19 protein-coding genes and 1 riboswitch are annotated in these 21,484 nt (G+C 59.0%); of the genes, 4 read left to right on the forward strand and 15 right to left on the reverse strand.

The features are described from left to right. Positions 1-18 precede the first annotated feature (18 nt). The 4 genes from thiD to HRQ60_RS23935 form a co-directional block, all read right to left on the reverse strand. The gene (thiD, locus tag HRQ60_RS20105; protein WP_172199387.1) at positions 19-855 is read right to left on the reverse strand and encodes a bifunctional hydroxymethylpyrimidine kinase/phosphomethylpyrimidine kinase; all 837 of its coding nucleotides are present in this window, start codon (positions 853-855) and stop codon (positions 19-21) included. After that, on the reverse strand, positions 852-1,697 hold the full coding sequence (gene thiM / locus HRQ60_RS20110) for a hydroxyethylthiazole kinase (protein WP_172199390.1): 846 nt from the start codon (positions 1,695-1,697) through the stop codon (positions 852-854). Before thiM ends, thiD begins: the two co-directional genes overlap by 4 nt. Before the next feature lie 47 nt (positions 1,698-1,744). Continuing rightward, on the reverse strand, positions 1,745-2,410 hold the full coding sequence (tenA, locus tag HRQ60_RS20115; protein ID WP_172199393.1) for a thiaminase II: 666 nt from the start codon (positions 2,408-2,410) through the stop codon (positions 1,745-1,747). Between the two features lie 128 nt (positions 2,411-2,538). Further along, positions 2,539-2,643, reverse strand: a riboswitch (TPP riboswitch). Positions 2,644-2,712: 69 nt separating this feature from the next. After that, entirely contained in the window at positions 2,713-3,075 is a 363-nt protein-coding gene (locus HRQ60_RS23935; protein ID WP_281358147.1) for a YesK family protein, read from the reverse strand. Positions 3,076-3,408: 333 nt separating this feature from the next. Here HRQ60_RS23935 and HRQ60_RS20125 point away from each other — a divergent pair, with 333 nt between their 5' ends. Continuing rightward, complete coding sequence (locus tag HRQ60_RS20125) at positions 3,409-3,714, forward strand: hypothetical protein (protein ID WP_172199399.1); 306 nt, start codon at positions 3,409-3,411, stop codon at positions 3,712-3,714. Positions 3,715-4,064: 350 nt separating this feature from the next. Continuing rightward, positions 4,065-6,473, forward strand: a complete 2,409-nt coding sequence (gene abnB, locus HRQ60_RS20130) for an arabinan endo-1,5-alpha-L-arabinosidase AbnB (protein ID WP_172199402.1) — start codon at positions 4,065-4,067, stop codon at positions 6,471-6,473. A gap of 179 nt (positions 6,474-6,652) precedes the next feature. Here the strand turns inward: abnB and HRQ60_RS20135 are convergent, their stop codons facing one another. The 5 genes from HRQ60_RS20135 to HRQ60_RS20150 all read right to left on the reverse strand — a co-directional run bounded on the left by HRQ60_RS20135 (position 6,653) and on the right by HRQ60_RS20150 (position 11,651). Next, positions 6,653-8,554: a DUF2357 domain-containing protein gene (locus tag HRQ60_RS20135; RefSeq protein ID WP_172199405.1), complete on the reverse strand. Its 1,902-nt coding sequence runs from the start codon at positions 8,552-8,554 to the stop codon at positions 6,653-6,655. Positions 8,555-8,560: 6 nt separating this feature from the next. Then, positions 8,561-8,815 carry a membrane dipeptidase gene (locus HRQ60_RS24045; protein ID WP_343044762.1) on the reverse strand — a complete coding sequence of 85 codons (255 nt, stop codon included), beginning with the start codon at positions 8,813-8,815 and terminating at the stop codon, positions 8,561-8,563. After that, positions 8,779-9,537, reverse strand: a complete 759-nt coding sequence (locus HRQ60_RS20140) for a dipeptidase (RefSeq protein WP_343044758.1) — start codon at positions 9,535-9,537, stop codon at positions 8,779-8,781. The genes HRQ60_RS24045 and HRQ60_RS20140 overlap by 37 nt, the downstream gene beginning before the upstream one ends. 5 nt (positions 9,538-9,542) lie before the next feature. Beyond that, entirely contained in the window at positions 9,543-10,886 is a 1,344-nt protein-coding gene (locus tag HRQ60_RS20145; RefSeq protein ID WP_172199408.1) for a cryptochrome/photolyase family protein, read from the reverse strand. A 321-nt stretch (positions 10,887-11,207) separates the two neighbouring features. Further along, positions 11,208-11,651: a GNAT family N-acetyltransferase gene (locus HRQ60_RS20150; RefSeq protein ID WP_172199411.1), complete on the reverse strand. Its 444-nt coding sequence runs from the start codon at positions 11,649-11,651 to the stop codon at positions 11,208-11,210. A 131-nt stretch (positions 11,652-11,782) separates the two neighbouring features. On the opposite strand from HRQ60_RS20150, the gene HRQ60_RS20155 reads away from it, so the two are divergent. Both HRQ60_RS20155 and HRQ60_RS20160 read left to right on the forward strand, forming a co-directional pair. Then, on the forward strand, positions 11,783-12,187 hold the full coding sequence (locus tag HRQ60_RS20155) for a cupin domain-containing protein (RefSeq protein ID WP_172199413.1): 405 nt from the start codon (positions 11,783-11,785) through the stop codon (positions 12,185-12,187). 415 nt (positions 12,188-12,602) lie between these two features. After that, the gene (locus HRQ60_RS20160; RefSeq protein ID WP_172199416.1) at positions 12,603-13,115 is read left to right on the forward strand and encodes a hypothetical protein; all 513 of its coding nucleotides are present in this window, start codon (positions 12,603-12,605) and stop codon (positions 13,113-13,115) included. 630 nt (positions 13,116-13,745) lie between these two features. On the opposite strand, the gene HRQ60_RS20165 is transcribed toward HRQ60_RS20160, so the two are convergent. From HRQ60_RS20165 to HRQ60_RS20190, 6 genes are all read right to left on the reverse strand, one after another. Next, a complete protein-coding gene (locus HRQ60_RS20165; RefSeq protein ID WP_172199419.1) occupies positions 13,746-14,768 on the reverse strand; it encodes an NADH:flavin oxidoreductase/NADH oxidase in 1,023 nt (340 codons plus the stop codon). Positions 14,769-14,967: 199 nt separating this feature from the next. After that, the gene (locus HRQ60_RS20170) at positions 14,968-15,414 is read right to left on the reverse strand and encodes a MarR family winged helix-turn-helix transcriptional regulator (protein ID WP_172199422.1); all 447 of its coding nucleotides are present in this window, start codon (positions 15,412-15,414) and stop codon (positions 14,968-14,970) included. A 268-nt stretch (positions 15,415-15,682) separates the two neighbouring features. Next, the gene (locus tag HRQ60_RS20175) at positions 15,683-17,695 is read right to left on the reverse strand and encodes an McrB family protein (RefSeq protein WP_172199425.1); all 2,013 of its coding nucleotides are present in this window, start codon (positions 17,693-17,695) and stop codon (positions 15,683-15,685) included. Positions 17,696-17,826: 131 nt separating this feature from the next. After that, on the reverse strand, positions 17,827-19,125 hold the full coding sequence (locus tag HRQ60_RS20180; RefSeq protein WP_246281415.1) for a DHA2 family efflux MFS transporter permease subunit: 1,299 nt from the start codon (positions 19,123-19,125) through the stop codon (positions 17,827-17,829). A gap of 337 nt (positions 19,126-19,462) precedes the next feature. After that, a complete protein-coding gene (gene nikC / locus HRQ60_RS20185; protein ID WP_246281417.1) occupies positions 19,463-20,326 on the reverse strand; it encodes a nickel transporter permease in 864 nt (287 codons plus the stop codon). 55 nt (positions 20,327-20,381) lie between these two features. Next, entirely contained in the window at positions 20,382-21,386 is a 1,005-nt protein-coding gene (locus HRQ60_RS20190) for an ABC transporter permease (RefSeq protein ID WP_172199430.1), read from the reverse strand. Positions 21,387-21,484 lie beyond the last annotated feature (98 nt).

The raw sequence follows: 21,484 nt of genomic DNA on the forward strand, positions 1-21,484 counted from the left end.
GTCCGCCTCTTTTGGCGTCTACCGCTTCACCTGCGCTTCCCGCCTTCTCCGGTACGCTCCATGATCGGTAGGGCCGTGTCCGCCGCCCAGGCCCAGGGCCGGCGCGTCTTCGATCGCGGCCTGGATAAATTCGCGCGCCGTGCGCACCGCTTCTCTCGGCTCCGCTCCGGCGGCCAGGCGCGCCGCGATAGCGGCCGAGAATGTGCAGCCGGTACCGTGCGTATGCCGGGTCGGAATCCGTCTCCCGCTCAAGGACTCGAAATCCCGTCCGTCATAGACCAGATCAACCACAATCCCGCTGTCCTCCTCCTGGCCTTCGGCATGTCCGCCTTTGATCACCACAATCCCCGCGCCGCAGCCGGCGATTCGCCGCGCCGCTTCGCGCCGGTCGTCCATCGTCCGAATCCGGATACCCGACAGCGTTTCCGCTTCCGGAATATTCGGCGTCACGATCAGGGCCAGAGGCAGCAGATGGTCTTGGATCGCTTGGACCGCATCGCTGCGCAGCAGTTCCGCCCCGCCTTTTGCAATCATCACGGGGTCCACGACGACCCGCTTCCAGCCGAATGCCGAGATTCGCCCTGCCGCCGAGCGGATAATCTCCGCATTCAGCAGCATGCCGGTCTTCAGCGCATCGACGCCGAGATCCGAACCGACCGCGTCGATCTGCTCGGCTACGGCTTCCGGCGTCATCGGATAGACGCCGTGAACGCCAAGCGTATTCTGCACGGTGATCGCCGTGATCGCCGACATGCCGAACACGCCAAGCTCCTGAAACGTTTTGAGATCGGCCTGTATGCCCGCTCCGCCCCCGCTGTCGGATCCCGCGATCGTCAGCGCCCGGGGAGCGGTCATCTTGCGCCTCCGCCGATCACCGGCGAAATATGCAGCTTCTTCACGGCACCGGAAGACGCGGACAGGCTGTTCAATCCGGCCAGCGCATCGAGAAACGCAATCTGGAAGCTGCCCGGTCCGCGTCCGCCGGCGGCTGCGGCCGCCGTTTGTGCAGCCGAGCCGTACAGCGCAAGCGCAGCCGCTCCGGCCCGCAGACAATCCCGCTCTACGGCCGCAAATGCTCCGATGACCGACGTCAGCAGACAGCCTGCACCGGTGACGCTCGCGAGCAGCTCGTCGCCGCCCGAGATGATATAGCCGGATGTTCCATCCGTAATCACATCCTCGCGCCCCGTAACGACCACGATCGTCCCCAGCTTCGCGGCTGCCCGCACCGCCAGTTCGACCGCGGCCGCTTCCGTGCCTTCCCCGGCATCCACCCCTTTGATCTGCCGCACTTCTCCGATCAGATGGGCAATTTCAGCCGCATTGCCCCGCACGACAGCCACCCGGACTTCGCGCAGAATCCGCAGCGCGGAATCGGTCCGGTACGGCGTGGCGCCCGCTCCCACCGGATCGAGCACCACCGGTACGCCGACTTCGTTGGCGGCCTGCCCCGCAAGAATACACGACTCGACCACTTCGGCCGTCAGCGTCCCGATATTGAGTACCAGCGCCCCCGACACTTTGGCCATATCCGCGACCTCTTCGCGCGCATACGCCATGACCGGGGACGCTCCCAACGCCAGCAGACCGTTGGCCGTAAAGTTCGTGACTACCATATTCGTGATGTTATGGACCAGCGGCCGCTCCCGGCGCAGTTTATCCAATAATCCGCCTATTTCTTTCTCCACGGGATTCACCCTCCTTGTTTGCTTCGTTCATTGGCTTCAGATTCAGACCGCCGACGCTAAACGGGCCATTCTTCCAACCGGTAAGCCATCTCCCAGAACATATATTCCAACCGGCAGCTCGCGTCGAATTGTTCTTTCAGTTTACGCTTGCGCGCTTCGCTCAGCGGCTCCGCCCATTCGTCGAGCAGGGTCCGCATCTTCTCCGTCACGCCCGCTTCCTCGCCCCCGTAGAAATGCATCCAGTCGTAGAACGGATGGTCCGGCGACGGATTCACTTCGTCCAGCAGACGCCGTCCAATCTCCGTATACGTCCAGGGACAGGGCAGCAGCGCGGCCAGAATATCTTCCAACGTGCCTTCATAGGCCGCATTCAGCATATGCCGGGTGTAATGATGCGCCGACGGAGCGAGCGGATATCCCTGCAGTTCTTCGTAAGTCACTCCGGCACGATCGCAGAAATTTTGGTGGGGATGGATCTCGCTGTTGAGGATAAAAGAAATCTGTTCGTTGAACAGCTCGATATGTTCGCGCTTCTCGCATCGGGAAATCGCGATCCCGTAGATCCGCATGTAGGCATTGAGATACTCGAAGTCCTGTTTGACATAATGGATCAGCTGCTGCTTGCTCAGACTGCCGTCCGCAATACCGCGAACGAACGGATGAGCGAAGATCGCTTCGTAAATCGGGTCCGCCCCGCGTCGAAGCTGTTCGGTAAAAGACATGGATGATGCACCTCCGATAGATGATCCCGCCCGAATAAGCCTCCGGAGGCTTTGAAAAGAACGCAAAAAAGCCGCTCCGAAATGGAGCGGCTCCCGTTTATACGCCAAATACAATAAATTCGCAAGGAAAGGGACCGTCTCCACTTCCCTACGCCGGTACGAGCCGGATCAGGTTCAAAGGGTCCAAGAATTGTTCTTGTCTCAGCCGCGCCGCGGCTCCCCCAGTGGATTGCATTATTCGATTGACGTCCGAAGACGCGGGTCTGGTTACGTGTCTACTGTATCCCCGCCGGCTCTTCTTGTCAATGCTGTCTGTAGCGCATAAAGTAATCGATCAAAGGCGAACACATAAATGCGGCCAAGCTTGCCAGTCCTACCGCCACGCTCATTCCGCTCAAGGTCATCCCGTCGAAATGGGACAAATCGAAGCTCATAAAAATCAACATAAAGCTTGCCAGCAGCGCTGCTCCGGACGGAATATAAGTCAGTTCCTGCCGATAAGGATATTTCTTGTAGATCAAGTATGAAACGCTCATCAAGATGATAAAAGTCGAGGCTGACAAAAACACGATGCCGTTCAGCTTGAACACCTCCTTGCACACGAGAATAGCACAACGATCCGCCGAAGAAGTGAAAATATTGTTAATATTGCAGAATGTTCCCATCTTCCGGGCGAAAGCGTACCCTTACCGGCACGACGGTTTTCAGCTTAAACAAAAAAGCCTCCAGCGTCAACCAAGCAAACGACCGTTCCCGATCCGCTGGTTTGAATGTTATTTAATGATTTTTATCCTTGTTTCTGCGAACCGGACAGGAATATCCTAGACGTATCTGCTTGGTAATTCGGAAGAATATTGTCGATTTTTGACTACTGGTTTATTAAACTTCTTTACGAAACAAACCTTTTTGTGCAAAATAGAGTCTAAGCAGATTCATTCGTTCATTAAAGCACAACAGCGAAACAGCGAAAACGCAGAAAAGCAAAAGGAGGCTTACTAATGATCAAATCTGGTGGAGTGGACTCGGAAGTGATTGCGGCACATTTGAAGGAGGCGCTGGAACAAAACCGGCTGCTGCTGACCGAACGTGCGGAACGGGACATGGAACGCGCTCATTTCGACGATGAGATGCTGGGTGAGTTCCTCCGCGCCCCAAGGCGGATCGACAAGTACGAAGGCCGGCGCGATAACGGCTGTTCGTACATCTTATACGGGGTTCGTACGACCCGCGCCGTTGTATCGGTACAAGACGGCTATGTGACACTCGTGTGTTTGAAGCACAACCCGTTCCCCGCCGTCGGCTGACCGCCGCGTACGGCTTCCGGGCTAACCCGGCGGAATCGCTAAGTTTTACAAGAAAGCTCCGACAGCCGGAATTCCGGGGGTCGGGGCTTTTTCCGTCTGTTTGTACATGAACAAAACCTGGAAGGTTTCTATACAGGAGCCGAGCTTGCTTAAGCTTGACTTAAATAAACATAATCATTACCTTCATAAAAAATATACAGCAAAAAAAAAATAAAGACTTGAACATCGGGGCTTTTTGCGTTTATTATTCTCTGTAAGCGGTAACAAAGTTTCCTTTATGATGAATCTAGTTCGAATAATGGTTATCTAAATAAACAAAATAATTAACAAAACATTCAAAGGAGAATTCAATGAACCGTAAAATCTGGATCAAAACCGGCGTAACCGCCTTAACCGCCGCCCTGCTGCTCCCCTTGTCCGCCGATGTTCTGCCGTCGTCTTCCGCAGCGTCCGCTTCTTCCGTCTCCGCTGTGCAAAAATCGGCGGTGTTCCCGACATTCAATGCCAAAGCGCCCGCTTTCCGCGAAGCGTCCGTGCATGATCCGTCCGTCATCAAAGTCGGCGACACGTTCTACGTATTCGGCTCGCACCTCGCAGCCGCCAAGTCGAAAGACCTCATGAATTGGGATCTGATCGCTTCGGGCGTGACCGATTCCAATCCGATCATTCCCCATGTGAAGACCGAGCTTAAGGAAGCTTTGGAATGGGCGCAGACCGATACGCTGTGGGCAGCCGACGTCATTCAGCTTGCGGACGGCAAATTCTACATGTATTACAACGCCTGCAAAGGCGACTCTCCGCGCTCCGCGCTTGGGATCGCCGTCTCGGACAAAGTCGAAGGCCCTTACAAGGATACGGGCATTATTTTGAAATCGGGCATGTGGGACCAGAAAAGCGAAGACGGCACGATCTACGATGCGACGAAACATCCGAACGCGGTCGATCCGGACGTCTTTTTCGATAAAAACGGCAAGCTGTGGATGGTCTACGGTTCGTATTCCGGCGGCATCTTCATTCTCGAAATGGATCCGAAGACCGGCAAACAGCTGCCCGGCCAAGGGTACGGCAAGAAGCTGATCGGAGGCAACCACAGCCGGATCGAAGGTCCGTATATGCTGTACAATCCGCAGACCGATTACTATTACATGTATCTCTCGTTCGGCGGGCTTGACGCGGTCGGCGGCTACAACGTACGCGTGGTCCGTTCGAAAACGCCGGACGGCCCGTTCGTCGATGCGCAGGGCAACGATATGGCGCAGGTAAAAGCCGATCCGTCCAAGCCTCTGTTCGACGACGATTCTATCGAACCTTACGGCGTCAAAATCCTCGGCAATTATTTGTTCGAACGCCAGCTCGGCGATCCCGGTACGGGACTGGGCGTAGGCGCCGTGTCGCCGGGACACAACTCCGCCTACTACGACGAGAAGACCGGCAGACAGTTCCTGATCTTCCACTCCCGCTTCCCGGGACGCGGCGAGCAGCACGAGATCCGAGTCCACGAGATGGTCATGAACGCGGACGGCTGGCCGGTCGTGGCGCCTTACCGCTATGCGGGCGAAGCCGTATCGGCGCCGGTCAAAGCCTCGGAGATTCCGGGCGACTACCGCTGGATCGCGCAGACCAAAGAAATCAGCGCCGATATCGTCTCCGATGCTGCGGTGACGCTCAAAGCGGACGGCACGCTTAGCGGCGCGGTATCCGGCACCTGGAAGCTTGAAGGCGAACGCGGCGTCACACTCACCGCGGGCGGACGGACGTACAAAGGCGTCTTTTTGCGCGAGACCCATCCGGTCACCGGTGAACAAACGCTTACGCTGAGCGCCCTGTCTGCGGAAGGCGTCGGCGTCTGGGCCAGCAGGACCGGCGTCTCCAAAGCCAAAGACGCGGTATCTGCCGTTAACAAAGCGCTTGCGCTGACCGCGTCCGGCGATACCTACTACGACCTTACGCTGCCGACTTCCGGTACGCAGGGGACGAGAATCGCCTGGACCTCCTCCCATCCGTCTATCGTCTCGAACACCGGCGCCGTTACGCGCCCGGCAGCCGGAAACCGGGATGCCAAGGTGACGCTGACCGCCACGATCACAAACGGCGAAGCCAAGAAAACCAAATCGTTCAAGCTCACTATTCCGGCCAAAGCCAAAGGACCGCTGATCGCTTCGTACGGCTTCGAAGACGCTTCGAAAAACCGTCTGAGCGATACATCGCCCAACGGCTATAACGGCACGCTCGAGAACGGGGCTTCCTATGCCAAAGGCGGCAAAAGCGGCAAAGCCGCGGCGCTGAACGGCAAAGACGGCTACGTCGATCTTCCGGGCGCGGTCACGGATGCCCAGGACTTCACTTTCGCGGGCTGGGTTAAATGGAACGGCGGTTCGGACTGGCAGCGAATTCTCGACGCGGGCAGCGGCATGGAGGATTTCCTGTTCCTGACCCCGTCCCAGGGCAAAGGCGTGCAGTTCACGATTCACCGCGAAGGCAAAGACCAGAGCATCGTCAGCGCGTCCCCGCTGCCGACCGGCAAATGGGTGCATGTCGCGGTAAGCCTCGCCGGAAATACCGGCACGCTGTACCTGGACGGCCAAGCCGCCGGCACCAATGCCGAAATGACCTATAATCCGCACGATCTGCAGAGCAGCGAAGCCTGGCTGGGCAAAAGCCGCTTCGCTTCGGATGCCTTTTTCAACGGCAGTCTCGACGAAGTGCGCTTTTACGATAAAGCGCTGAGCGCAGCGGAAATTGCGGCATTGGCGAAGTAAGGTTCGGCATCCGCCAATGCCTTCGAACGCCTTCGAACGCCTCTAATAAGTTTTTTCGAAAGTTCTCTCCAACTTAAAGCCCACGGATTTCGCGAACACCGCGAAACCCGTGGGCTTTTTGAAATAGAGCGATACAACTTTTGGCCGTCTCCATAATTTCGATCCATCCCCAACGCCTCTTACCGCTCATCCGGCAAACCGGCCGCTTCGAGCCGTTCATCCAGCCACCGCTCCGCAAGCTGCGTCGAACCGGGCAGAAACGGCAGCGCGCCGACGCCAACCTTGGCTAGACTGCGGTAAAAATGATGGCCGGCGAATTCCTTTTCGTCGGCGTACGGAAACAGGACGCAGGCGGACGTTACGCTCCGTTCGTATTCGCCGCTGCTCTCGCTGCGCCGGACGATGGCATCCCGGTAACGGTGCATGACATTGATGTCTTCTTCCAGCGGCCCCGGGGCTGCGTACAAGGAATCGTAACTCCCGCCGGGCACGGCCGGATCAAGCCGGTATTTGGCATCGAGTACGAATACGTTCTCCGCCGCGCCGCCTACGCGGCGCAGTGTCAGCAGCAGATCCGGCTTCTGCTCCGTCGTCGGGCGGCTGCGGCCCAGCATCGACGGATTGTACAGCAGGGAGAGCCGGGCTCCGCTCGCCCGATGTTCGTATTCGATCCGCGAGCGGCTGCCCCGAATCAGCGAAGGAAACAGCCCGCTCCGGTCGACGGCCGGACCCACTCCCCGGATGACCCGGCAGCGCTGCGCAAGCAGACGATGCAGCTTCAGGAAACACCAGTATTCGTACAGCTGCGCCATATCCTTGAGCGACAAACGCAGCAGGCCTTCGCGGAGCGACAGCCCTTGAAGCAGCAGCAGATGGACCTTATACATCTCCCGGTAGCCGGGCGCCATCTGCAGAACCAGACTGACGTTCATCCGGCGCATCGGCCCGGTTTCTCGCAGGAAATCCATATTCAGCATCGTGCCGATCCGCCTGCCCATCCGCTCCAGTTCGCGTTCGGGCAGCGGGTCGCGCCCGAATCGGCCCGACTTCAGTTCGCCGCGCAGCGTCTCGATTCGGCGCGCCGTCCGCTCCAGCATCCAGCGCAGAAACCGGTTCTCGTCCGTATCGGTCGAGAGGGTGCGCCGGGCTTCCCGCAGATGGGTCGGCACATAGCGCACGGCGTTCTGCTGCGAGCCGTTTCTTCCGGAGCCGCCGGGTCCGCGTGCTCCCGCCGCACCGGCATCGACTTCAAGCCATCCGTCTTCGTCCGCCCGCAGACGCTGCGGATGGCGCCTCAGGTCTTCCAGGCTCGAACGGTCCGTCCGGCGCACCCTCCCGCTCTCGAGCAGACGATGTTCGCTCTCCAGACGATGATGCGGATGCAGCGCGATACGCGCCATGGCGCTCTCCAGGCGATCGAAGACCCGCCGCAGAATCGTATGGAATTCCGTCAGACTCTGCCGCGGCGTCTGCGTCTCTTCGGTCGGCCGATAAGTCCGCCGCAGGAAATCGAACGACAGATCGTACGCTTCTTCGCCCACTTCTTCCATCAGGCGGACATAATCGCGCCGATAATCCAGCTTGGCCGGGAAGATCTCGAGCGTGATCGTCAGCACGGCCCTGCCGTTCAAGCGGATCTCCAGTTCGCTCTGGCCGATCTCGCTGCCGAAATCGAGCGTCCCGGACAGCACGCTGCGTCCTCTCGGCTTGATCCGCCGGCGCAGATTGAGATTCTCATGATGAAAAGTCAGATCGAGCGCCGGATCGGCCTTGATCAGCGTCAGCTCGTACGACTTGGTCTCATAGAAACAAGGGTAAGCGGGCATTCCCTTTTCCCAGGGTTCGAGCGCGCCGTTCTGCGGCGAGAACAGACGGACCCGGAGTCCGGTCAGGCGCGGCGAGCGCCGCTGCACATCGAACTGCGCCGGAATCCGCTCACCGGTGTCCGCGTCCCGATGCAGAGCCAGACGCTCGGCCGTCTCGTGCAGAGGCTCTCCCGCCATATACAATTCAAACAGAGGGCTCTCGATCCGCAGCAGCTCGATGCCCGAATCTAGAGAAGCCGGCGGATAAGAAGTCATCCTTGTTCAGTCCTTTCCGATCTCCGATACGTACCGCGTGAAATTGCCATAGGCAAAACCCCGCACCTGTTCTTCGCTGTAATGCTTCAGCAGTTCGTTAATGAGATTCTGGGTCTGTCCCGCGTGCTCCAGCCCTGCGGGCGTCGCGTCGATGCCGTCGAAGTCCGAACCGAAGCCGATATGCCGTTCGCCGCCCAGCGCGCACAGATGGTCGATATGGCAGATCAGGTCCGCGATCGTGACCGAACCCGGCTTGGCAATAGCGGAAGTGCCTTGTCCGGATGTTCCTTCAACCGCACAAACTCCGGATAATAGACGACATGCACCGGTGCACCGCGTTCGAACATCGCGCGCGCCTGCGCGTCGGTCAGATTCCTCGGGTGGTCGCACAGCGCTTGGGCGTTGGAATGGCTCGCGATCGGATAGGCGGCCAGCTCCAGCACTTCCCAGAATCCCCGTTCACTCAAATGGCTCACGTCGGTCAGCATGCGGTAGCGGTTGTTCAGCGCCACGATGTCCCGGCCGAGCGTCGTGAGCCCGCCTCCCCGCGGTTCCAGCACCCCGTCGGCCGCCTGATTGGCGTAATTCCACGTCAGCCCGACCGAGCGCACGCCCAGCCGGTACAGCAGATGCAGCCGTTTGAGATCGTTCTCGATCGGATCCACGCCTTCGAGCGTCAGCAGCGCCCCGGTCTGCCCATCTTGCAGCTGCGCGATCTGCGACCAGTCCGTAATCAGCGTCATGTCGTCGTGCTTGCCTAGAATCTCGTCGTAAAAGTAATGGATCTGGTCCAGGCACGACTGAAACCGCATCGAACCCGGCAGCGCCGGATCGACGAATATGGCAAACCCCTGAACGGCAATATCGCCTTCTTTCAGCCGCTGCCGGTTCGCCGCAAGCTCGGGCGCGTCCGCATACGACAACCTGCCGCGCGATGCTTCGATCTTGGCCAATACGTCGCAGTGCATATCGATGACCCGCATGGTATTCAGCCTCCGTTCACGATTGCTTTGTACGTTTCAATCGCCGCCGCGCGGGAAACCTTGAGATCGACGATAGCGTCTTTTCTCGGTTTATGCACCGTTTTGACGTCTTCGTCTTCAAGCTCCGGCAGCCATTCGCGAATATGTTCGCCGTTCGGATCGTATTTCTCGGATTGGGTCACCGGGTTCACGACGCGGAAATACGGAGCGGAATTGGCGCCCAGCGACGCGCACCACAGCCAGTTGCCGCGGTTCTGCACGTTGTCGTAGTCCAGCAGCTTGCGGCGGAAATAGTTCTCCCCGAGCGTGAACGGGCACTGAAGGTTCTTGGTCAGGAACATGGCGCACAGAATCCGCAGCCGGTTCGGCATGAGCCCGGTTTCGTTCAGTCCCCGCATCGCCGCGTCGATGACCGGAATGCCGGTGTCCCCTTTGGCCCAGCGTTCGAAATGTTCGTCGGTCAGGGCGGACAGGTCGTATTTTTTCTCATAGGCAAAATAGTCTTTGTCGTAGATCGCCAGATAATAGTAGAAGTCGCGGAACGCGAGCTGGCGCACCCATTCGTCGCTGCCTTGGCGGCGAATCGCCCGGGCGTACAGCTCGCGCAGCGACACGGCGCCGGCATTCACGTGCGGATTGACGCCGCTTGCCGGCAGTTCCGGGTAATAGTCGCGCTTGTCGCCGTACTCGGCTATCTCGTTTTCCAGAAAAGGAGTCAGCTTCTCTTCCCATTCGTCCGCCGGCTCGTGTTCGGATAGGCTCTGCGGCACGTCGAACTTCTGCGGCCAGTCCGGCTTCGCCTGCCCTTCTTCCAGATCGTCAAGCTTGACGGAAGACGGTTCGTTCGGCGCGTGGGACAGATACTCCAGCCACTTTTTGTGGAACGCCGCGAAGATTTTGTAATGGCCGTCTTTGCCCGTGAACTCGGCGAACCGCTCCGTGTCGATCATCAGCGAGTCGACGAGCAGCGTGAACGGAATGCCATGGTTGTCCGCCGCCTGCTTCATTTTGCGGTCGCGCTCGCGCGCGTACGGCGTGAAGTCGCGGTGCGCCACCACTTCGTCGATCTCGCTTTCGCTGCCCTTCAGCTCATCCAGCAGCCAGTCCAGCACTTCGGACGGATCGCCGTGAACGACGTGCAGCGTGCGCCCCGCGTCGCCGTACAGTTTGCGCAGGCGCGCGACATGACGCAGGAAGTTGACGCCGCTGTGCTCGTGGTCCCGGCCTTTTTGCAGCAGAAAAGGATCGAGAACCAGCAGATGCATCACCGGAGCTTCGGCCTCCCGCAAATAGTCGAAAGCTACCAGATCTTCGGTGCGCAGGTCTTTGCGGTGAATGAACAGTTTCAATCGGGCGTGCCCCTTTCCGGCGTTGGCTGAATAGTTTTCCCATTATCTTACCCGAGCGCGGCGCGAAACGGAACTCGGACGCTATTCGGATCCCTATTAGCCCGATCGTGCCGAATCTGTGCCCAATCCTGCCGCAGGCCGTGACTCCCGGGCGAATCGGGTTCTATAATAAGAGCGCATGAGGTTGGAAACAGGGTAAAAAAACTGAAGCGGCCGGATGTGCGTGAAGACAGATATTCGGGAGGGGCCGGTACACAAAGAGCGCGCCGCACGGCCTGACAGATTCCGGTTCGGCTTAAGGTCCGGCTTCTAGTCTGGATTTTAAGCCTGGTCCGCCAAGTCTTTGACCATCAGCAGATGAGGGATGCCGTCTTCCATAAACTCGTCCGACGCGGCGCGGTAGCCGAGCTTCTCGTAGAAGCCTCTGGCCTGGGTCTGCCCGTGCAGCTTGACCTTTGGGAGTCCCTGATCGGCGGCAAGCTGTTCCAGCCCGGCCAGAATGACTCTGCCGATCCCGAACTTGCGGTGCGACGCCAAGATGCAGATCCGCTCCAGCTTGCCTACTCCGTCGACGGCGCGAATACGGCCCGTGCCTACCGCCCGGTCTTGGTCAAGGACAAGAAGATGCTTGCACGCTCCGCCTTGGATATCGTATTCGTCGAACTCGTCTTCGAGAGGGACTCCCTGCTCGTCGACGAACACTTCCCTGCGGATCGCAAAAGCCTGTTCCAACTGTTCGTTTGTCGTGATCTGCAGCGTTTCCATGTCTGCTCATCCTTTCGCTGAAACCGCATAAGGCGGCGTATTCCAAAAACCTGTTTTCCAGTATAGCCAAAGTCCTCAACAAAGTCTATTTACGTGCAAATACAACATTTTTCGAAAAGGAGAGATTTAACATGGCTTACGAAGAACTGAACGGCGGCGGGTTGTTCCCGCTAGGCAGCAAAGTCGAAAACGATTATTTTACCGGCGATACGTACCTCAATAGGGTCTTCACCGACAGCTCCCCGCTGAACGCCGCGATCGGCAGCGTCACGTTCGCACCGGGTTCGCGCAACAACTGGCACACGCACAAAGTCGGCCAGGTGCTGATCGTCACCGGGGGCGAAGGCTGGTATCAGGAAGAGAACAAACCGGCGCAGCCGCTCAAATCCGGCGATATCGTCAATATTCCTCCCCATGTCAAACATTGGCACGGCGCGAACAAAGACAGCTGGTTCGTTCATCTGGCGCTGACGCCGGGCGAGACGCAGTGGCTGGAGCCGGTAGACGACGAAACGTACGGAAAGTTAGGCGAGTGAGGCGGCGTCCAAATAACTGCACCACGACCTTTATTTGAGCATCTCTACCGCGCCGCGACAAAATAACTGCGACGCAGCACTTATTTCAATCGTTATCCGCTAATTCGTCTTCTTATGCCATAAATAACGGCTCTCTCGCAGCTATTCGGCTTAAGTCGACCGATTCCAGCCGATTAAGTGCCCTCTCGCAGCTATTCGAGCCGAGGCGTCCGATTCGGTTGAATCGCCTCCGAAAACCCGGTTTCCACCGGGTCGAGGCAGGCGGTTCCCTTTGTGGCACTCGTGACATAAGGTGATTCAGCAGGCACCATTTCGTCCAAGAGCATAGGGTACAGCCAATCTGACAAAACTGCTTATTTTTCGACAGATACCCGATTGCGAAAAAAGCAGCTGTCTTCCAACGGAGGTAGAACCCATGAATAACAAATGGAGAAAAACAACCGCCCTGGCGACAACGACCCTGCTGGCCGCAGCGATTGCCGTGCCGGTCTCGGCAGCTCCGGCTTCCGCAGCCGCCGCTTCGTTCTCGGCGTCTTCTTCGACCGCGGTCTCGACCGTGGAGAAAAAGCTCGTCGACGTAGCCGGCTTCAAAAGCGCAGCCAACTTCAAAGCCTTCTACGCGAACTTGAAGCGCGCCGTCGCCAAAGGCGACAAAGCCGGCGTAGCCGCGCGTATCCATTATCCGCTGTCCGTCTATAACCACGATGACGACGCGTCGAACAAGAAAATGACGATCAAAAATAAAGCCCAGTTCCTGAACAATTACAACCGGATCTTTACGGAAGATGTACGCGAGAATCTCGCCGATACGTCGTTCTCCGAACTGTTCGTGAATTACAAAGGCGCTTCGACCGACGACGGCGATCTCTGGTTCACCCCGTCCAAGTCCGGCATGCCGGGGATTTCCACCGTGAATCTGGACGACTAGTACCTTGACCGAATCAAATCTGAGGTTTGCGTTCATCGGAAACACGCACGGTTCAAGTGGGTTTTCGAGGGGCGTAACCTAACATCGTTATCGGTCAAGGTACTAGTACCCTTTCAACTCTTAATCACAGGTTACGTTTCCCTGAACTAACAATTCCGTCGGAGACTTCGTACACGCTTCAAGTACGAAATCTCAGGGGAGCGTAACCTTACCTTTAGTGTTGACAAGGTCCTAGACCCAAGACTGCCGCTGCACCGAATGTGTGGATAGCATGAAAAAGGAGGCTCCCTTTTGGGAACCTCCTCAACGTGTCGAGAAAGGTCTGCTGCCAAGTGAAGCGAGGAGGCGGAGGGAAAAATTCAGTGTAGGAACGATAGTGTTCGCCTTTGAAATTGGGAAAATTCCGCTAAAATCCAATCCTTTTTCCCGATTTCAACACGCGACCTAAAGGCTTTCGAAGAAAGGCACATCGTAAGCATCTACTAACGAATTTCTCCCGCAGCCGACGAGCTTCTACAACGAATAGGACTTTCTCGACAGCCTGAGGAGGCTCCCTTTTGGGAACCTCCTTTTTGCCGGTCTATCCTGACAGTCCGCCCACTCGCGGCAGCCCGCTTGGAACCAGCCGCTTTAGAATCCGCGGCTGTACGCTTTTGGCGCGGTAGACGGCAGCTTCAGAGCCGCTTCCGCTTCCAGCGCCCAATACGGATTGCGCAGCAGGCCGCGGCCGACGGCGACCAGATCCGCGTCTTCGTTGCCGATGACGGCGTTCGCCAGGATCGGATCGTCGAGACGGCCGACGGCGGCGACCGGAACGTTCAAGTGTTCGCGGATCGCCCGTGCGAGCGGAACCTGATAGCCGGCATGCGTGCCCGGTCTGCCGCTTGCGCCGATCGGACCTTCTCCGCCCGAAGAGATGTCGAACAGATCGACGCCTGCTTCCAGGTAAGCTTTGGCGAAGACTTGGCTGTCTTCGATTCCGTAACCGCCGTCCACATATTCCTGCGCGGAGATTCGCATCATCAGCGGCATCTCCGCCGGCATGACTTCGCGCGCGGCGCGAATGATCTCGCAGCCGAAACGCGTCCGATCCCGGCCGTATTCGTCATCGCGCTTGTTCGTCAGCGGCGAATGGAACTGGTGGATCAGATAGCCGTGCGCGCCGTGCAGCTCGATCGTATCGAAGCCGGCCCGAACCGCGCGCTCCACCGCATCGCGGAACTTGCCGACCATCTCCCGGACTTCATCCGTCGTCAAGGCGCGCGGTGTTTTCCAGCCTTCGTCGAACGCGATCGCGGACGGCGCGACCGGCACGGGAGCGTCTTCCGCTTTGCGTCCGGCGTGCGCGATCTGGATGCCGATCTTCGAGCCGTGGGCATGCACGGCATCGACGATGCGCCGAAGAGCGGGGATCTGCTCGTCCGACCACAGGCCGAGATCGTTGTCGGTAATCCGGCCGTCCGGTTCCACATCGGTCATCTCGACGATGATCAGACCCGTTCCACCCACCGCGCGGCTGACATAATGCAGATCATGCCAATCGTTCGCGATCCCGTCTTTTTGCTCCACGGAATATTGGCACATCGGCGGCATAACCACGCGGTTTTTCAATTCCAGGTTTTTCAACGTAAACGGACTGAACAGGTTTTTCATCAGGAATCGCCTCGATTTCATTATAGATGTATGCGTCTGCATGTAATTTAACATATTCTTTTTTGTTCTGTCAATCTTCCCTGCCTCTGCGATCTCTCTGCGATCCTCTGCGATCCTCTACAATCCCTCTCAATTCCGCCGCCAAAAAAAAGCCGAAGCCGCAGCTCCAGCCTTGCGTGTATGACTCTATCGGGATTTTCTATTTCGCAGGTTCGACCGCTGTTCGGCTCATGAAGCTTTGCAGCTCCGTCGGCAGTTCGCCCGAAGATACCGACTCCTGCAGCACCCGTTCGACGATCCGGCGGCCCCGTTCAAGCTTGTCCGCACCGATTTCCGTCATTTCCGTATAGACGCCGCGCCGGTCGTCTTCGCAGATATTGCGGCGCAGCGCGCCGCATTTGGGCGCTTCCATCCGCACGACCAGGCGCGACATGGCGCTCTGGCTCAATCCGACATGTTCCTGAAGCTGCTGCAGGCGAAGCTTTTTCTTGTCGTTCAACGACAGGAAATGCAGCACGTAGAATTCGTTCAGCGACAGTCCCGGTTCTTCCTTCAGCGCTTCTTCGAGCCGACGGTTGATCGCCGCTCCGATATTCGCAAGTTCCAGCCAGTTCGTCAAAAGTCCGTTCGATCGATTCGAATGCATCGGTTCACCTGTTTCGTATGCTTAGAATGGAAAAGATGTTTTTGTATTATACCGCCTAATCCGATGCCGCGCCAGAGCGGGACCTCGCGTTCCTGTGCCTTATCGGCTGCCGGAAGCTCCGCTCTCTTTTCCTGTTCTCCAAAGGATAGGCAAAAGCGGGCGGACTCACAAGACGCAGCGAACCCGCTCGCAGTCTCTTTGTTCGGCGCCGACCCCGCGGCTATTCCCGGCACCGCCCGCCTGCGCCGCTGCTGCTGCTGCTTCGCATTCAGTTCAGCCAGTACGACGTAAACCCGTCTTCGTCCAGCCGCCGCAGCATGTACGCGATCTTGCGCGCGCTCTGCGGATAACGCGCGGCGGCGAGGCTTTCGCGGCTGCGGCGTCCGGTATAGACGTCTTCCGCCGAATCTTCCAGCTCGCGCCAGTCGAACGCTTTGGACGCTTCGCCGCCGAGCGCATGCTTCAGCAGGTCGAGCAGTACCCTTTTGACGGAATGGCGGCTTCCCTGGATGCGGGGCAGAATCTTCTGCATCAGCTGGTTGTCGAACGCCTCCGCGCGGGTCATCAGACCGAAACGCTCATTGTAGATCAGATAAAAACAGACCGAGTCCCGTACGCGGAACCCCACATGCGCCTGGATCTCTTCCAGGATCCCGTTGATCTGCGCCAGCTCTTGCGCCGTGCGTCCGATCAGTTGGCCGTATTCCTGCATCGCGTCCACCAGTTGGAGATAATCGCCGCCGAGCAGGTGCCGGTCCGCCAGCAGCGGCTGCGCTTCCTCCTCGGCTTCGGCGTGCACCTGCGGCAGCTGCATCAGGTCGATATGATTGAACTCGATCGTGCCGGCGCGGTCGAGCACCTTTTTGCTGAACGGATAGGTCGTCTCATCCATATTCACCGTACCGATCACGTAGACATTGCCGGGAATAGAAAGATTGCCGTAAGCGGCGCGGTCGGCTTCCCGTTCGAACATCGACTCGGGCAGCAGCGGCTGCGTCACGATCTCTCCGGCCGGATGCGCGGCGGAATCCCCGTTCCGGTCAGGCAAAAGAATTCGGCGCCGCGTCTCCATCAAGCTCAGCACATCGCTGAAATAATGTTCGACCCGCGCCAGATTCATCTCGTCCAGCACGATAAAATGCGGCTTGTCCGCATTCTGCGGCCGCGACGCTTCCTTGAGCGCAAGCGTGAGCGGGCCGGGCTTGAACGCGCCGGACAGGTCTTTGTAGCCGATCAGGTCGGCGGGATCGTTCCAGTCCGGGCGCACGGGAATCAGCGTAAACCGGCCGTTCTCCGGCAGGGCGCCCAGCGCTTCGGCGAACAGCCGGGCCAGCTGCGTCTTGCCCGTGCCCGAGATGCCGGCAAGGATCACGAACGGGCGCGCTTTGAGCGACAGGTAATAATGCTGCACCAGCCCGCCCGGGAACGAGAAGCCGCGCTGCCGGATATATTCGGACACTTCCGCGATCGCGGCTCCCACTTCGGCGTCCGGAATATGACGCGGAGCGGGCTCGGCGGCAGAAGCCTCCCGATCGGCCGCCGAACCGAATCCTTCGCTCGGCGGAGCGATCAAATATTCGCCGCCGGTCTCCGCGACGAAGAAGTGCGCCGGACGCATCTCCTGACCGCCCCGCGGACGCAGTTCCAGCCGATACGTAAACGGCGTGTCCGTCCGGTACAGATACAGATATTCCGCGCGGTCTTCACGCGGCAGATACGCGTCCGGCGTATCGAACGGACTGCGCACGGTGCCCGCTTCCGCCGCTTCGCTGCGCGGCGGAATACGGCGGCTGCCTGAGGCCGCATCCGAAGCGGCGCCTCCCTGGCGCGCTTCGGCCGCCGCGGCATAGACGCCGGCCGGACCGTATTCGCGGCCCTGCACGCGCGAAGGGTCCGGGCGGCCCGCCTGGCCGACGAACCGGGCCGCCCATTCCTCCACTTCCAGATACGTGGAGGAGAAGACGGACAGCAGGAACTGCTTCAATTCTTTGTTGGAGTCGTAGCGGACTTCAAGCGAAGATTTGCCGCTGGGCACGGCGATACGCCAGTGCTCCAGACGGGCTTCATAGGTGGCGTATTCGCCGCCGTTCTCGTGCAGCAGGCGGATCGGCCGGCTCTCGCCGATATTCGGCAGCGTACCGCCGCAGGCTTCCGCGAAATCCGGATAGAACTCGGGCGGAATCTCGAATCCGTGCCCGAACAGGAATCCGTCGACCTGCTTGCGCGCGATCAGGCCGGGGATCCGGTCGTCCGTCCACCAGCTTCCGTTTTGTTTGATCATGGTGCGGCATTCCTCCGGTCATGGGTTGATCTTTCTATTATAGACGTTATCCCCATGCGACAAAAGCCAAGCCCAAACGCGATGCGGCAAAAGCCAGACCAAAGATGATGCGGCACAAGAAAGCGGCCGTCTTACTCCGGACTGCCGGCCGCGCCCTGCCCGCGGCCTCTTCGGCCTTCAAGGCGCAGCGACACCGCGAGACCGGCCGCGGCGCAGGCCGTCAATATGCCGAATGCGGCGGTGATCCCCAGCCGGGTATTCTCGGGAACGGGAAGAACACTCAGATCCGTCACCGGCGTCGCGACGGCGACCAGCACGGCTCCGCTCACCGCTCCGCTGAACGAACGGATCATGATCGTCATCGGCGAGGCATGGCGAATCTGCTCGGCGGGAATACCGGACATCGCATAAGCCGTAATCGGCGACATGACGAAGCCGACGCCAACCATGAACAAAGCAAATAACGACGTCAGGAGCCAGGGCGATGCATCCAGTCGAATCGAGCACGTCATCAGCAGCAGCGAGGCCGCAATCGCCCCAAAAGCCAGCCGGGTCAGCAGAGCGGCACCGAAGCGGTCGTACAGCCGGCCCGATACCACACCGGACAAGCCGAACAGCAGCGCTCCCGGCAGCAGCATCAGCCCCGATTCGCGCGGCGTCAGGCCCGCTACGTTCTGGGCATACAGCGGCAGGAACAGCTCGGTTCCGATCATGACGAAGAACAGGATCGCCCCGATCCAGGAAGCGAGCCTGAACGAACGGCTGCGCAGCAGGCCGAAGTCCAGCAGCGGCTCGGCAAGCCGGCTCTGGCGCCGCACGAACAAGGCGGCCCCGGTCGCTCCCGCGGCGATCGCCGGCAGCGCATACCCGGCAGTTCCGGAACCCCCAAGCGAACCCAATCCGTACAGCAAACTCGAGAAGCCGACGGACGAGTACAGCAGCGACAGCAGATCAAGCTTGGCCGAGCTGCGTTCGCCCACGTTTCTCAGCGTCAGATACGCCAGCAGCAGATTCGCCGCGGCGATCGGAAGTACACCGTAGAACAAGATCCGCCAGGACCGGTCTTCCAGCGCGAAGCCGGACAGCACCGGACCGAGCGCGGGCGCAAGGCCCATGACCAACCCCACGATCCCCATCGCCGTCCCCATTTTTTCTTTGGGAAATACGCGCAGGATCGTGGTCTGGAACAGCGGCATGAGCAGACCTGCGCCGACCCCCTGAATCAGCCGTCCCGCAAGCAGCGGCGCATACCCGGACGACACGGCCGCCAGCAGCGTTCCCGTGATAAAAGCTCCGCCCGAAGCGAAAAACAGCGTCCGCGTCGAGAATCGTCCGACGAGAAATCCGGCCGCCGGCACGACGATGCTGGTCACCAACAGATACACGGTGATGAGCCACTGCCCCCGATCGGCGCGAATAACCGAGATCAAGCATCATCTGCGGCAGCGCCGTATTGAGCATGGTCTGCATCAGCTGCGCGAGAAAGTTGGCCACGATCAGCGACGCGACGATCCATCCCGGCCGCGCGAACCTCGCTCTCCTGTTCTTTTTCTCCTCCTCTTCCTCTGCAAACCGCTCGCCTTGTCCGTTATCCCCTGCCGTTTGTGCCGTGATGGTCATGGAACCGCCTCCGTCTCCCGAAATTCAAAATAGTAAACCCACCGAAGCATATCATAGACTTCATATATCCACAATATATTTTATTAATCAAAAAAAGAAACCATCCGGAGCTTCAAGCTTCGCTCCGAACGGTTTCTTTTGCTTTCGTTATCTGCCTTTCATTTTCGGATCGAACGTATCCCGCAGTCCGTCGCCCATCAAGTTGAATCCGAGCGAGGTGAGCAGGATGCACAATCCCGGGAAAATGACGGTCCACGGCGCAGTCTGGATAAACTGGCGCGAGTCGGACAGCATCTTGCCCCATTCCGGGTCCGGCGGCTGGGCGCCGAGCCCAAGGAAGCCGAGTCCCGCCGCTTCGATGATCGCGGTGGCGACGCCGAGCGTACCCTGCACGATGATCGGCGTCAGACTGTTCGGCAAAATATGCTTGAACAATATCCGCCCGTCGTTCGCGCCAAGCGCCCGGGCCGCCGTGATAAACTCTTCCTGCCTCAGCGAGAGTACCCTGGAACGGACGAGCCGCCCGTAAGTCGGCACATTGACGATCGCGATCGCGTACAGCGCATTTTGCAGCGAAGGACCGAGAATGGCCACGATTGCGATCGCGAGCAGAATGCCCGGGAACGCAAGCAGAATATCGAACACGCGCGAAATGAGCATATCCACCCATTTGCCGTAGAAGCCGGCGATGATGCCGAGCAGCGTCCCGATCACGATCGAACCGGCAACCGACAGCAGCCCGACCAGCAGCGAGATACGCGCTCCGTAGATCACGCGGCTGAAGATATCACGTCCAAGATCGTCGGTCCCGAACCAGTGGTCGCCGGACGGCGGTTTGAGCCGGTCCGTCAGCACCTGCGCTTTGTAGTCGTACGGCATGATCAGCGGAGCGACCAGGGCCAGCAGGGCGAAGAACAAGACGAGGCACAGACCGACAACCGCCGTTTTGTTGCGCCCGAAAGACCGGATCGCTTCCCGCCAGGGGCCGGGCTGCGCTTTGCGCTCCATCATGTCGGAGGACGGCCGAATCTCGGCTTTCAGAAATGCGTCGCTCATGGTAATCCCCCTATTTGTACTGGATCCGCGGATCGAACACGACGTACAGCAGATCCACCAGCAGATTGATCAAGACGAAGATCACGGCGACAATCAGAATACCGGACTGGATCACCGGATAATCCCGATTGCTGATCGCCTCAAAAATGTAGCGCCCCACGCCCGGCCAGGCGAAGATGGTCTCGGTCAGTACGGCTCCGCCAAGCAGCGCGCCGGTCTGGATCCCGATCACCGTCAGCACCGGGATAAACGAATTCTTCAAAGCATGCCGGTACACGACCGCGAACTGCGACAGTCCTTTGGCCCGCGCCGTACGCACATAATCGAGCTGCATCACTTCGAGCATGCTCGAGCGGGTCATCCGCGCGATAACCGCCATCGGAATCGTGCCCAGCGCGATCGCCGGCAGCACCAGATGTTTGCAGACCGTCCAGAGCTGGGCAAACTGCCCCTGAATGATCGCATCGAACACATAGAACCCGGTGACCGCTTCCATCGGATCGCGCGCGTTCATGCGTCCGCTGGAAGGCAGCCAGTGCAGCTCATTGGCGAAGATCCACTGCTCCATCAGCCCCAGCCAGAAGACCGGCATCGATACGCCGAGCAGCGCGATCAGCATACAGATGTAATCGAACCACGAATTATGCCGCCAGGCGCTGATAATCCCCGCATTGACGCCGAAGAATACCGCGAACAGCATACTGGCCATCGTCAGTTCGAACGTGGCCGCAAGATACGGCACGATCTCTTCCGAGATCGGCGCCCGCGTGCGGATCGAATTGCCCAGGTCGCCGCTCAGCAGTTCGCCCAGATAACTGAAATACTGCTGCAGCCACGGCTTGTCCAGCCCGAGCTGGTCGCGCAGGGCCTGCTTGGACTGCTCGGTCGCTTTCTCTCCGAGAATGGTATCCGCCGGGTCGCCCGGTATGGCGTGAATGATCGAGAAAACGATAATCGTCATACCGAGCAGTACCGGAATCAGCACCGCCAGCCTTTTAAAAATGTAAGTCGTCATTGTGCATCACCCGCCGTAGGTTTGATAGAAGTCGAATGAGATCGCTCTCGGAAGCCCCAGCAGAGACGAAGACCGGGCACGATCCGCCCCGGTCTCCG

This window comes from Saccharibacillus qingshengii (assembly GCF_013185195.1).
GTDB lineage: Bacteria > Bacillota > Bacilli > Paenibacillales > Paenibacillaceae > Saccharibacillus > Saccharibacillus qingshengii.